The following is a 12860-nucleotide window of genomic DNA, read 5'->3' on the forward strand; positions in this document are numbered from 1 at the left end:
CTTGAGCCGAAAGCTGAGAAGCGCCGTCGCAGCCCAGCAACTTGGACCATCGGTCACGTTGCGAATGCGAAGAACTGCGAGCCGTGATCAAGGGTCGACGACAGGACGGCCCGATCCAAGTACCGCGCGCATGACGTCAGGTGACCCGTGCTGACTTCCGACGACATTGAGCGACCTTGCACCGGTCGGCACTCGCATCGGACATCGTTTGTGCCGCAGCATGGGATCAGGCAGTCGGGGAGGTAGTAATGCAGTCGACTCTGTTTCAAACGCTGGCAAGGCAGCGGGGGCTGGAGGAGTACAAACTCTTCCTCGCCAACTTCCGCCAGGCCGCCCAGCACCTCGCCGAAACGGAGGCCAACCCCGCCATCGCCGGCCTTGAGATCGGCCAGCGCCAGTTCATGCGATGGCTGGGCGGGGAGTTCAACGGGCTGCCCAGGGCTGCCTCACGGCGAGTCCTTGAGCACATGTTCGACTGCTCCGCCGAAGCCCTCTTCTCCTCCGCACCGCAGACTGGTCTGGCCGTCGGCCCCACCCTGATGACCACCACCTCCGTACCGGGATCGGATCCCACCACCGAGAACACCTGGACCGCACTGATGGCATCTGCCGCAGACGAGTCAGCACGCTTCGCGCAGTTGGCCGAAACGACCAACGTCGGACCCCACACCCTGGAGCAGATGGCCGCGGATGTGGCCCGGATCGTGTCCACCTACCCGAACCGGCCGGTCGTCCCGCTCTTCCTCGAGGCGAAGACGCTACGGGACCGCACGTTCTCCCTCCTGGAGGGTCGGCAACCGCCGCTCATGACGAAGGACCTCTACGTCCTGGCCGGCACCCTGTGCGGGGTCCTCGCGAACGCTGCCTTCGACCTCGGCGCATACCATGCGGCCCATACCCACGCTCGCACCGCGCTGCTGTGCGCCAAGCAGGCCGGGCACCACTCCCTGCAGGTCTGGCTCCACGGCATGCAGGCCCTAATCTCCTACTGGGACAACAGACCGGCCGACGCGGTCCACTTCGCCCAGTCGGCTACCGACCTGACTCCCGAGGGCGGAACCGCCGGGATTCGACTGGCCAGTATCGAGTCCCGCGCCCATGCCCGCCTCGGACACCGCACCGATGCGCTCGCGGCCCTCCACCGCGCGGACGACCTCCGCGAGCAGTGGGACGGCAGCGAGTTGCTCGGCGGCATGATGGCCTTCCCCGTTGCCAAACAGCACTTCTACGCCAGCACGTCCTACCTCTGGCTCGGGGAACCCGGCGACATCGCCCTGGCTGGGCGCAGCGCCGAGGAGTCCGTCGGCATGTACACCAGCCTTCCCGCTGCCGAGCAGCGCCTCGGTGAACTGTCCTTGGCACGGATGGACTTGGCGCTGGCGGACCTGTGCGCCGATCAACTCGACGGGGCGGCTGACCAGGTCGACATGGTCTTGGAGGTGTCCGCCCGGCGGCCGACCGAGAGCGTTGCTCGCCGCCTGGACCTGTTCGCCCGGCGGCTTAGCCAATTGCCGGCCGGTCGCAGCTCGGCCGGGACGGTGTTGTTGGATGCCCTTCAGAGCAGTACTCGCCCGCCCGCCCTTCCCGCAGGAGACATGGAATGAGCAGCGTGATCACCGTCCTGCACCCGGGGCAGATGGGAGCGGCGGTCGCCCACCAGCTCCGCCTGGCCGGCCACGACGTCCTCTGGGTGACCGAGGGTCGGAGCGCAGCGACAGCGAACCGCGCCGCGGCGGCGGGGCTGCGGCCGGCCAGCCGCCTGGGCGAAGCGCTGGCCGGCAGTGACATCGTGTTCAGCATCTGCCCACCCGCTGCGGCCGAGGACCTGGCGGCACAGGTCGCGGCGGTCGGCTTCGGCGGGGTGTATGTGGAGGCGAACGCGGTGAGCCCCGGCACCGTGGCGACGATCAAGGGGATCCTGAAGCCGACCGGGGCTGCTCTGGTGGACGGGTCCATCATCGGCCCGCTGCCGGGTGGAGGTGTCGGTGCCCGCCTGTACCTGGCCGGTGGTGAGCAGCACGCCGAGGCGGTCGCCGCCCTGTTCGCCGGAACCCTGGTGTCCGCTCGCGTCCTCGACCGGGAACCGGGAGCCGCATCGGCTCTGAAGATGGCGTTCGCGGCCTACCAGAAGTCCGCCCGGACCCTGGCGGCTGTGGCCCACGCGCTCGCTGACGACCACGGGGTCAGCGATGAACTCCTGGCGGAGGCAGCATCGATGCCGTCCGACATTCTGCTGGACCGCGAGTACCTGCGGTCCGTGGCACCGCGGGCGTGGCGCTGGGGGCCCGAGATGCAGGAGATCGCTCGCACCCTTCGTGAGGCAGGCCTCCCGGACGACCTTGCTCTGGCCGCTTCCAGGACGCTGGCCCACTGGGCGACCCTCAAGGACACCGATCGGCCGCCGTTGACCAGGGTGCTCGCCGCGCTGCACCGCCAGCCCTCGTAGCGGGCACCTCCTCCTGCGGATCGCACCGTCGGCCCGCTCCGACCACAGCACCGCAAAGATCGGAGGCGGTCGAACCGGCGAATGGCGCGCCGCCATGGCTATTCGCCCGGCAACTCACCTGAACCGGACCGGTGTTCACCGGCTGGTGGTAAGCGTCTGCCGACCAGCCGGCCCCTGGCGCTCGCGGTCAACAATCCGACGAGTATCGGCTGCCGAAGCGCTGGGCCACCGGCTCGCCAAGCGTTCCTGCAGTGCGCCCTCAAACAGCAACGGCAGCGCAAACTCCCCTGCCAAGATGCCGACTTGCTGACGAACTCGCCACCGACACCCGGCTGTGCTGCTGAAGGACCACCACCAGCGCCAGCCAAGGTTCCGCCGACCACACCTCCCCACTTCAACATCCACTCCACCTCTCACACCTACGCCCAGGAGCACATCGTGGTCTCCGCCTCCCAGCTCACCTACCGCGGGCTGACCGTGCCGTACATCACCCCGTGGACCGACGAGCGCAACCACATCCCCACCCTGGTGCGCAGAGGACGGGGCGGGGGCATGCGGCTCGGCTACCACGATGAGTCGTTGTACGACCGGGACTGGCGCGGCGCCCTGTGGATCCCCCACACGATGGCCCGCGGCCGGGGCCGCGCCCGGTTCGACGGCGTCCACGCGCTGCGGCAGCGCAGGTGCATGAACGACCTCCTGTGCCAAGTCTGCGCCCGCCCGACCCAGACCGAAGACGACGAGGCCACCTTGTTCGTCCTACGCAACGACGGCCGCCCCGTCGAAGATGGGGAACGGACCACCGCCCCGCCCGTGTGCCGGCAGCACGCCCTGGAGGCAGCGGCGCATTGCCCCGCACCTTCGCGCCGGCCATGTCGCAATCCGTGTCGAACGCGTCCAGTCGTGGGGCGTTGCGGGCCTCCTCCATAACCCCGCCACCCTCGAAGCGCTGCCCCTCCGAGCCGACCAGCAGCTGATCCAGGTCGCGTACGAGGACCCGCAGATCCACTGGATCGTCGCCTGCCGCCAAGTCGTCACCTTGCACGGCTGCACGCCGGTAGACCTCGCGACCTGATGCTCAACTCCCCAGTTGTCGGGGTACGTCGAAGACCATGGCAGACTCCCAGGTTCTGCCAACGGCGCCCGGGGCCGCTTCTCCACCGCGTCAGGACATCCAGCCGCTGGCCCTTGCCATGGTCTGCTTAACATCCTGGCCAGCAATGCTGCAGAGCCCGAGTGAGGTCCTCTTCCGTTGCGGCAAGATGTCCAGTGACAGGGACGACATCGATGACATCCAGATCCGTCGTGGCCAGCGGCCAGCGCTTGCGCACATCCATGTTCGTCTCCAAACGCAGCCTCAGCCTTCTCCCCACCAGCACTTCAGCACGCTTCACCGCCTCCCGTGGAATGGCAACCAGTTTGATACCGAGCACAAACCCGGTCAGTTCGTGGTTGTCCAACCGGAGCTCCCCTGGATCTCCGACCAGTAACCACCAGAGGCCCAGCAGGAGCAGGACCGCCGCAAGGACCGCCCCGGCAAGTCGAACGACTAGTCCGTGCGTTGGCCAGAGCCAGGCAAGGCCCGCGCACACACCGACCGCACCCAACAGTGCCAGCACCGCTCGTGGTCCGCGCAGGCGCAGCGGGACGACAACGCTGCCTGACGCTGTCCGCACAGCTTCGACCGTGTGGTCGAGCGGGCGCCAGCGCCTCCCGGCGAAGCGGGCAAGCGTGTCCTCTGCCGGGCGTTCGCGGTGGTATCCGAGCGGCATAAGCATGACCGACCCGTGTCGTGTGCGCCAGGGGCCGAGATGCCCAGTCTGGACCCTGGCTGTCTCACTCCGTAGCCGGACGACCAGGAAGCCAATCCGCTCCACCAAGCGACGTCCTGGCCAGCAGTTCGCCACCGCCACCGACTCGACCTGGCTCCAGGGCAGTGAGATCTGTCGTCCTCGGACCGACACGCCGATCCCGTCACGGTCGATCTGTACTGCGGCCGACTCTCGGGTCCACTGCCAGGCCAGCACGGTGACCACAGCAAAGAGCCCAACGGCCGCTACCTCACCGGCCCACGCGAACGACGCTGCCATCGGACTGCCCGGGTCTGCGACCACGAAGATCATCGCTACCGACAGCACCAAGACGACCACACCCCAGCCGACGATGACATCCTCCCGTCCAGGACGGATGTCGACCGCATCGCCCGCCGAAACCGCTTCCGCTTCCGTCAGCCAGTCGGGCATGAAACGGGCCAGCTGTGTCAGCAGCACGTCCGGCGTACAGCGCAACTCATCCACATAGAGAAGTCTGATGAGCTCGCCGTCACGTCGCGGAAGCTCGGACAGCACCTCTCGGTGGAACAGCGGCTGCGGCTCGCTCGGGCGCACGCTGAACGCGGTTCTCCCATCCTTCTGCCGAGTGATCACGATTCCACTGAGCCCAGCCCAGCGATGACCGAGCTCTGGGACCCCACGGTAATGGACCGTGATCCCCGCACTGTCCATGACGACCTTGAACTTCGCGCCCACGAGAGCTGCGAGGATAGGCAGCACCAGTCCGAGCAGGCACATTGCCGCCCCGACGGCCGCCGCCCAGGCGGGCAAGCAGCCGAATGCCCAAGCCGCGCTCAACCCGCCGCCCACCAGCATGCCTCCTACCAGCATGCCTCCTACCAGCAGGACCGCGACCCACCAGGGCCAGCGCCGCAGATGCCGCCCCTTGACAGCGAACGGCTGAGCCTCGACCTCCGGGCGCCGCTCCCGCACCAGTACCAATTGCTGGGCTGTGTCCCGGCCATAGAGCTGCGGGCGCGGTCGCCCATGGTCCTCGCTGTGCCGCACCAAGCGGGCGAACACTTCCGCCAGCGTCAGCCCTCCCTCGTCGCCGTCGCTGTCCTTGCCCCGGTCGCCTGTCCCGTCCCGCAGGATCTCCAACAGCGCTCCGGTGAAGTAGGTGTACACCTCCCCTGCCGGCGCCTTCGCCTCCTCCGTCCCGGAGGTGGCCGTGATCAGGCAACTACCGCTCGGCGTCAAGCCCGCCAGCACGTCGCGCCGACCGCTGCCCATCAGCTCGTGACCGGCCAGACCACTGAAGCAGCAGTCCAGGATCACCACCCGGTTACCTGCGGGGCTTCGCCGTACCAGCTTCAGCAGCAGCGCGGGGTCGAAGGCTGTGTACGGATTTCCGTCCTCGGCCCCGCGGAGGGCCAGGTACAGCGTCTCGTAGTCGTACGGGTCCCGCAGCCCATGGCCGGCGAAGTACACCAACAGCGTCTCCTCCGCCTGCTGTGCCACCGCATCCACCACTCGGAAGATCTCCGCCGGATCGTCCGCATCGGCCAGGACGGTGACGCATTCGGGCGGCACACCACCCATTCGCGGGTCCGTCAGAACCCGCCGCAACTCACGCAGGTTGTTGTTCACGGCCGGCAACTGATGGAGGTTCTCGTACGTCGCAGCTCCGATCAGCACCACCCGCCAGCCGCGCCGATCACCCGACTCCACGTAACCCCCTCACCCCGCTGTGCGGTTGCCCGGATGCCTACTGCGCACCAACGCGTCACTGCGATCATCAACCCATGAGTACAGTAGACAAACCCCGCGTCGAAGCCACCCTCCGCCTCGCTCCGGGCGAGGTTTCCACACTGGCGTCCTGGCTGCGCCGTGACCCCGCTTTGCGGTCAAGAGTGACACTTCGTCAGCAAATCGAGCGGGCGGACCCCGAGAGCATGGGTACGCTCGCCGATGTGGTCGTCGCACTCAGTACAGGCACCACCGGCACTGCCCTGTCGCGCTGCCTGCTGACGTACCTCAAACAGCGCCGGACCAGCATCGAGATCACCCTCACCATCGGTGATCGCACCCTGAACCTCACCAGCACCAACCAGCCACCAGAAGACCTGGTCGCCCTGCTCCGCGCTGTGGGCGAGCAGGCCACGAGCAAGCAGGTGACCAGCGACCAGGAGGCGCACGACGACAACGAAGCTCACCCCGCATGAGCACCCCCGCCGGAACATTTCAAGTCCAGTGAGACGGTCGCAACGCCACGTAGTTAAGCCGTGGACGGGCTCGTCAACATCGATGCCATGGCTGATTGAAGGGTCTGCTGTCGGCCCACTCTGCGGTGAGTGCGTAGTGCCCGTGCCCGGTCTTGCGGAGGATTCCTTCCTTGACCCAGTGGCCCAGTTGCGTGCAGAGGCTGCGGGCGTGGTCGATCCCGAGCGTGTGGGCGATCTCCTTGGCCTTCCACGCTCGGAGCGGGTCGGTGCGCAGGAGCTGAAGGGCCCGGTCGCGGCGGCCGTTACTAACCCGACAAAGCGGGATGTCTCACCCAAGGCTGACAGATAGGGACCCGGCGGAGGACGCCTTCCTGGAGCTGCCCTTCCACTGGATTCGAGGGTGCGTCTCCGGTGAGGTGACCTTGGGTCATGATCGAGGGCCGGTCGGGCGGGGTAGTGGACGGCGTACGTTCGCGCCGGCCTGCCTCGCCCCCTTGATCGATGCCGGTCTGCTCCCGCTGGACGATTGGCGCACTGAGGAGTTCCCGCATGAGAAGAAGGCAACGGGGCCTCTCGCGGCCTCCTGTCCCTACACCAGGTTCCACAGGCGGACGTTGCCGTCGTGGCCACCACACGCGAAGGTCTTGCCGTCGGGGCTGAAGGCCACGGACCACACGGTTTCGGTATGTCCGTCGAGAGTGGCGATGGAGCTCCCGGACGCGACATCCCACAGACCGACGCTGTGGTAGTCGCCGCCACTGACGAGGGTCTTGCCGTCAGGGCTGAAGGCTACCGCGTACACACCGCCGGTTCCTTGGAGAGTGGCGACCGAGCTCTTGGCAGCGGCGTCCCAGAGGTAGACGTCGTAGTCGCCGCAGCCGGCGGCGAGGGTCTTGCCGTCGGGGCTGAAGGCCACCGCGGACACGCCGCTGGTGTGCGCGTCGAGAGTGGCGACGGACCTCCTGGACGCTACGTCCCACAGGCGGACGTTGCCGTCGCAGCCAGCGGCGAGGGTCTTGCCGTCAGGGCTGAAGGCCACCGCGGACACGCCGCTAGTGTGCCCGTCGAGAGTGGCGACGGAGCTCTTGGCAGCGACGTCCCACAGGCGGACGGTGCGGTCCTCGCTGCCACTGGCGAGGGTCTTGCCGTCAGGGCTGAAGGCCACCCCATTCACGTAGGTGGTGTGTCCTTGGAGAGCGGCGACGGAGCTCTTGGCGGCGACGTCCCACAGGCGGACCCCGTTGTCGAGGCTACTGGCGAGCGTCTTGCCATCAGGGCTGAAAGCCACCGACTTCACGGTGTCGCCGTATCCGCTGAGAGTGGCGATGGAGCTCTTGGCAGCGACGTCCCACAGGCGGAGACTGCCGTCGCCGCCAGTGGCGAGGGTCTTGCCGTCAGGGCTGAAGGCCACCGCGTACACATTGATCTCGGTATCGGTACTGGAGAGGGTGGCCGCCAGGAGCGCCCCATGGATATCGGACCGCCTCGCCGGCCTGGCGCCCATCTGCGACAGCGCCTCCCCGATGCCGACGGCGGCCAGAACACCGGCGCCGGCGCCGCCGAGGATCAGGGTGCGCCTCCGCATCCCCGTCACCCGGCCTGAACTCGGGGCGGGAGCGGCGGCGGGTGCTGCTGCGGATTCGGTGGGGGCGGCCGACAGTCCGGGGGCGGCTTCGGGGCGGGGCGGGGCCGCGCTCATGGGCAGATCCGGTACCGTCCGGATCGGCGTGGCACGCAGAGCGGGTGAGGGCGCCGGCGAGGGAGCGGCGATGAGGGCGAGCAGGCGGCGTGCCGTCTCCGCCGCATCCGGCCGCATGCCCGGCTCCCGGACCAGGAGCGCGGCCAGGACGTCCGCGAGTGGTCCGGCATGCGCGGCCGTGGGCACCGGTTTCACCAGTACGGCGGTGATGATCTCCATCAGAGTCTGACCGGTGAAGGGCGGATGCCCCTCCACGGCCGTGAAGAGCGTCGCCCCCAAGGACCACAAGTCCGCGGACGCCCCCACCGCCTGACCGTTCAACTGCTCGGGCGGCATGAACTGCGGTGTCCCGACCACGGTATGCGTCGCGGTCAGCGTCGAGGCGGTGTCCAGGATCCGGGCGATCCCGAAATCGGTGAGCACCGCCTGCTCGCCGTCCATGAGGACGTTGTCCGGTTTGAGATCGCGGTGCACCACACCAACACTGTGCGCGTGAGCGAGGGACTGAGCCATCTGCGCCCCGATCACGGCTACTTGCTCCCAGCCCAACCGCCCCTGACGGGCAATCAGCGCGCCGAGCGAGGGACCGTCAACGTACGCCATGACGATCCACGGCACGCCGTCCTGCTCGACCACATCGTGCACGGTGATGATCCCCGCATGCCTCAGCCGTGCCGCTGCCTGCGCCTCCACCTTGGTTCGGCGGATGAGCTGGGACCGCTCCTCGGCGGACAGTTCGGGGGCCGGCAGCACTTCCTTGACCGCAACCTGGCGTCCGAGCACCTCGTCCCAGCCGCGCCAGACGCGGCCCATGCCCCCCTGCCCCACCACCGCTGTGAGGCGGTAGCGCCCGCCAACCAGATTCCCGCCAGTCCCCGTCATGCCGGAATCGTACTCATGCCGCGTCGGGCCCCGCCCGGGGGTTCAGGGCTCTGGCGCAGTCCGCCAGCGGCAGACAGACGCGATTGCCGTGCTCCGCGAACTCCTGGGTATTCTCCTCCAGCGCGGCGTCGGTTGGCGTGGCCTGCCACCGGGTCGGGCACCGCGCGCATCTGCTCTACTGGCTGCACCGCTACTGCGGACACGGGGACGAGGCCAAGAGTTGGGGCCGGCGCGCCCGCAAGCCCACTGACCCACCTGCTGCGCGCCCGCCGCCATGACCTGACGCAAACGCACCACCCGGAAGATTTCAAGTCCAGTGAGACGGTCGCAACGCCACGCAGTTAAGCCGTGGACGGGCTCGTCAACATCGATGCCATGGCTGGCCAGGGCTTGATCACCGTGAATGACGGGACCCCTGCTACTGCAGTGAAGCCGACCAAGGTCTTCCTGCCGCGTAAGGGGTCCCGTTGCGATATCAGTCTGCCACCGCCGTGCTCACCCGTACCATCCGCGTTGCGGACGGTGTCTACGCTCCGGGACATCTGGGGGAGTTGACGCAGCATGTGCCCTTCGAACTCGTCGATGACGTACTGGTGCGGACGCGCACGGTCGAGGAGCGCCTTCGGCAGCTGCCGTCGCGTGTAGGGGTGTACTTCGTGCTCGCCCTGGCCCTGTTCCCCGCGGTGGGCTACGCGCGGGTCTGGGACAAACTGACGGCCGGGCTGGGGCCGCTGGGTCGTGCCCGGCCGTCGGAGAAGGCGCTACGAGACCTGCGCCGCAGGCTGGGACCGGCCCCGCTGAAGATGTTGTTCGAGACGCTGGCCGGGCCGGTGGCCCGGCCCTCGACGCCCGGAGTGCGCTATCGGTGCTGGCGTACCGTCGCGGTGGACGGCTGCAGTTCCATCAAGGCCCCCGATCAGCCTCGGATCCGACGACGGCTGGGCAAGATCTGTCGGCAGGGTGTCTGGGACGGCTACCCCATGCTGAGGCTGATGACCCTGTGCGAGACTGGGACCCGGTCCCTGCTCGGAGCGGTCTTCGGGCCGACGAGCTGCGGCGAACTGGGCTATGCGGTGCAGCTGTTGCCTCTACTCAAGGAGGACATGCTCCTGCTGGCCGACCGGGGTTTCGCCTCTGACGACTTCCTGACCAAGGTCGCGGACACCGGTGCGCACCTGCTGATCCGACTGAAGAAACAGCGCACTCCCGCTGTCCTGGCCGCTTTGCCCGACGGCTCCTACCTCACCCGGATCAACGGCCTGAAGCTGCGGATCATCGAGGCCTACATCACGATGACCACCAGCGACGGCCAGCGGACCGGCGACTGCTACCTGCTGGCCACAACTCTGCTGGACCACCGCACCGACCCGGCTGCCGCCCTGGTCCACCTCTATCACGAGCGGTGGGAGGTCGAGAGCGCCTTCTATGCCCTACGCCACACGCTGCTTTGCGGTCTCGTCCTGCGTTCCGGCGACCCGTTCGGCCTCGCCCAGGAGATGTGGGCCCAACTCGCCCTCTACCAGGTACTGCGACGCGCCATGACGGAAGCCGCCGAGTCCGAGCCGGGCACCGACCCCGACCGCGTCAGCTTCACCATCGCCCTCGAAACCGCACGCAACCAGGTGATCACCGCCGACAGCGTCCTACCGGACGATGTCGGCCCCGGCGTCATTACCCGCGCGGTACTGCAGGCACTCCTGCCCAAGCGCCGGGCGCGCGTCAGCGCCCGCAGGGTGAAGTCCACCGCCGTGCGATACCGGAGCAACGCTGCCGACGAACGCCCGGTGACCAGCACGGACGTTACGCATCTGGCGGTCACGGTCTACACGGCACGCGCGGGCCAACAGCCCCCGCAGCACACAGCCACGGAACCCACGGCTCTTCCCCCAGCCGCGAGTAACGGCCGCCGCGACCGGGCCCTTCAGCTCCTGCGCACCGACCCGCTCCGAGCGTGGAAGCCAAGGAGATCGCCCACACGCTCGGGATCGACCACACCCGCAGCCTCTGCACGCAACTGGGCCACTGGGTCAAGGAAGGAATCCTCCGCAAGACCGGGCACGGGCACTACACACTCACCGCAGAGTGGGCCGACAGCAGACCCCTTCAACCAGCCATGGCATCGATGTTGACGAGCCCGTCCACGGCTTAACTACGTGGCATTGGACAGACCCGAGACGGTCGTCAGGCTATGAGGTTTGTGGTGCGGGTTCCCTGCGCTTGGCCGGGTCGTTGATCCAGGCCGTCTGCGGTATCTCGGGCGGTCGGGGGCGGCGGCCGAAGCGTTCGGGGTGCCGTGCGTATGCCTCGGCGAGGGTGACGGCCCGCTGGTCGCGGATCTCCTCGGCGGTGCCGAAGGGGACGCTGGCGGGCGTGTGGAGTCCGATGCCCGAGTGCCTGTGCTCGTGGTTGTAGTACGAGATGAAGGCGTCGAACCATTCGCGGGCGTGGGCCAGGGAATCGAAGCGTTTCGGAAAGTCGGCCATGTACTTGGTGGTCTTGAACTGGTCCTCGCTGTAGGGGTTGTCGTTGGAGACCTTGGGGCGTGAGTGGCTTCGGGCGACGCCGAGGTCGATCAGCAGCCGGGAGACCTTCTTGGAGGTCATCGAGGTGCCGCGGTCGGCGTGCACGGTCTCGGGGACGATGCCGTTGCGCGCGATGGTCTCGCGGATCAACTCTTCGGCCCGTTCGGCTGATTCGGCCGCTTCGACGGTGTGGCCGACGATGTAGCGGCTGTAGATGTCGATGATGACGTAGGCGTGGTACCAGACGCCCTTACGGGGGCCGGCGGCCCTTGGTGATGTCCCAGGTGAACACCTAGGAGGGGCCGTCGGCGACCAGTTCGGGCACCGTCTTGGCCGGATGGGTGGCCTGGCGGCGTCGCTCACCCGACTGCCCGCGTTCGCGGAGGATTCGGTACATCATGGAGACCGAGCAGTGGTATCACCCGGTATCCAGTTCACGGGCCCAGATCTGCGCGGGCGGCAGCTCGGCGTACTCGGGGTCGTTCATCAACGTCAGGACCGCTTCGCGCTCTTCGGCCGTCAGGGTTGGCGCGCGGGCGGCGGTTTCAGTCTGCGGCAGTGGGTGGCCCGGGAGAAGCCGATCAGCCGGCACGCGGCCGTGGTACCCAGCTCGTGTTCGACGGCGGTGAACGCCTCTTCCACGACCGGGTCGGCGGCATGCCTCAGTCCGCGCTCTCGGAGATCATCTCCAAGAGCGCCGAAGCTTTTCCCAGGACCTCCAACGCGGCCTTGTTCCGGGCGAGTTCCTTCTCCAGCCGTTCCACCTAGCGGCGCAGCTTCTCGTTTTCGACCTCGGCGGTGGACTTCTTCGGACGGGCCGGGCTCGTACGGCGGTCGACCAGGTTCTCCAGGGCCCCGGCGTCGCGCGCGGCCCGCCACTCGGTGACGTGCGAGTGGTACAGGCGCTCGCGGCGCAGGACCGCACCCTTCTCGCCCTCGGGTGCGGCGTCGTACTCGGCGACGATCCGCAGCTTGTACTCGGGGCTGAACGTGCAGCGCTTCGGCCGGGGAGCCGGGTCAGTGCTGGACGGGTTACTGCTGGTCATCAGGGGTGGAACTCCTACTCGGGCCCTCTCAGGCTAACCCGACAAAGCGGGATGTATCACCCAAGGCTGACAGAGAGGGCGCCACCTGCTCCAGCGAGTCGTCATCGCGCATGGCCACCTCCTGGCAGGACCGCCTCGCCGATCCAGCCCGATCGCCGCTCGGGATCGCCTCGGCAGCCGACGGGCCGCAGCCGCCGGCATGCCCTGGTTGCCGTGATCCCCTTCCAGCGTGCACCTCCGGGCTGGGCCCGCACTGGCAGGACAATCG

Annotated in this window: 9 protein-coding genes and 2 pseudogenes; 5 read left to right on the forward strand and 6 right to left on the reverse strand. The window is 68.0% G+C overall.

The window, feature by feature from the left end:
* Positions 1-176 precede the first annotated feature (176 nt).
* The 3 genes from E6W39_RS02655 (at position 177) to E6W39_RS02665 (ending at position 3376) form a co-directional block, all read left to right on the forward strand.
* Positions 177-1604 (forward strand): hypothetical protein, encoded by a 1428-nt coding sequence (locus tag E6W39_RS02655; RefSeq protein ID WP_141632070.1) that lies wholly within the window; start codon positions 177-179, stop codon positions 1602-1604.
* The gene (locus E6W39_RS02660) at positions 1601-2446 is read left to right on the forward strand and encodes an NAD(P)-dependent oxidoreductase (protein WP_141632071.1); all 846 of its coding nucleotides are present in this window, start codon (positions 1601-1603) and stop codon (positions 2444-2446) included. The genes E6W39_RS02655 and E6W39_RS02660 overlap by 4 nt, the downstream gene beginning before the upstream one ends.
* 438 nt (positions 2447-2884) lie before the next feature.
* Positions 2885-3376, forward strand: coding sequence for a hypothetical protein (locus E6W39_RS02665; protein WP_141632072.1), 492 nt, complete (start codon positions 2885-2887; stop codon positions 3374-3376).
* Positions 3377-3648: 272 nt separating this feature from the next.
* Here the strand turns inward: E6W39_RS02665 and E6W39_RS02670 are convergent, their stop codons facing one another.
* Positions 3649-5949 (reverse strand): caspase, EACC1-associated type, encoded by a 2301-nt coding sequence (locus tag E6W39_RS02670; RefSeq protein WP_141632073.1) that lies wholly within the window; start codon positions 5947-5949, stop codon positions 3649-3651.
* A gap of 74 nt (positions 5950-6023) precedes the next feature.
* On the opposite strand from E6W39_RS02670, the gene E6W39_RS02675 reads away from it, so the two are divergent.
* Positions 6024-6443, forward strand: a complete 420-nt coding sequence (locus E6W39_RS02675; protein ID WP_141632074.1) for an effector-associated constant component EACC1 — start codon at positions 6024-6026, stop codon at positions 6441-6443.
* A 73-nt stretch (positions 6444-6516) separates the two neighbouring features.
* Here E6W39_RS02675 and E6W39_RS40870 read toward each other — a convergent pair.
* Together E6W39_RS40870 and E6W39_RS02680 are read right to left on the reverse strand one after the other, a co-directional pair.
* Positions 6517-6750: pseudogene (locus E6W39_RS40870) on the reverse strand (hypothetical protein); the annotation flags it as partial.
* A gap of 282 nt (positions 6751-7032) precedes the next feature.
* Complete coding sequence (locus E6W39_RS02680; RefSeq protein ID WP_141632075.1) at positions 7033-9024, reverse strand: WD40 repeat domain-containing serine/threonine protein kinase; 1992 nt, start codon at positions 9022-9024, stop codon at positions 7033-7035.
* Positions 9025-9491: 467 nt separating this feature from the next.
* On the opposite strand from E6W39_RS02680, the pseudogene E6W39_RS02685 reads away from it, so the two are divergent.
* A pseudogene (locus tag E6W39_RS02685) lies at positions 9492-11173 on the forward strand (IS4 family transposase).
* Positions 11174-11210: 37 nt separating this feature from the next.
* Here the strand turns inward: E6W39_RS02685 and E6W39_RS02690 are convergent.
* From E6W39_RS02690 to E6W39_RS02695, 3 genes are all read right to left on the reverse strand, one after another.
* The gene (locus E6W39_RS02690) at positions 11211-11909 is read right to left on the reverse strand and encodes a DDE-type integrase/transposase/recombinase (protein ID WP_228717925.1); all 699 of its coding nucleotides are present in this window, start codon (positions 11907-11909) and stop codon (positions 11211-11213) included.
* 55 nt (positions 11910-11964) lie between these two features.
* On the reverse strand, positions 11965-12138 hold the full coding sequence (locus E6W39_RS40875) for a hypothetical protein (RefSeq protein ID WP_228717926.1): 174 nt from the start codon (positions 12136-12138) through the stop codon (positions 11965-11967).
* A gap of 172 nt (positions 12139-12310) precedes the next feature.
* Positions 12311-12592 carry a hypothetical protein gene (locus tag E6W39_RS02695; RefSeq protein ID WP_141632076.1) on the reverse strand — a complete coding sequence of 94 codons (282 nt, stop codon included), beginning with the start codon at positions 12590-12592 and terminating at the stop codon, positions 12311-12313.
* Between the last annotated feature and the right edge of the window lie 268 nt (positions 12593-12860).

It is taken from the genome of Kitasatospora acidiphila, from assembly GCF_006636205.1.
In the GTDB taxonomy this organism is placed as follows: domain Bacteria; phylum Actinomycetota; class Actinomycetes; order Streptomycetales; family Streptomycetaceae; genus Kitasatospora; species Kitasatospora acidiphila.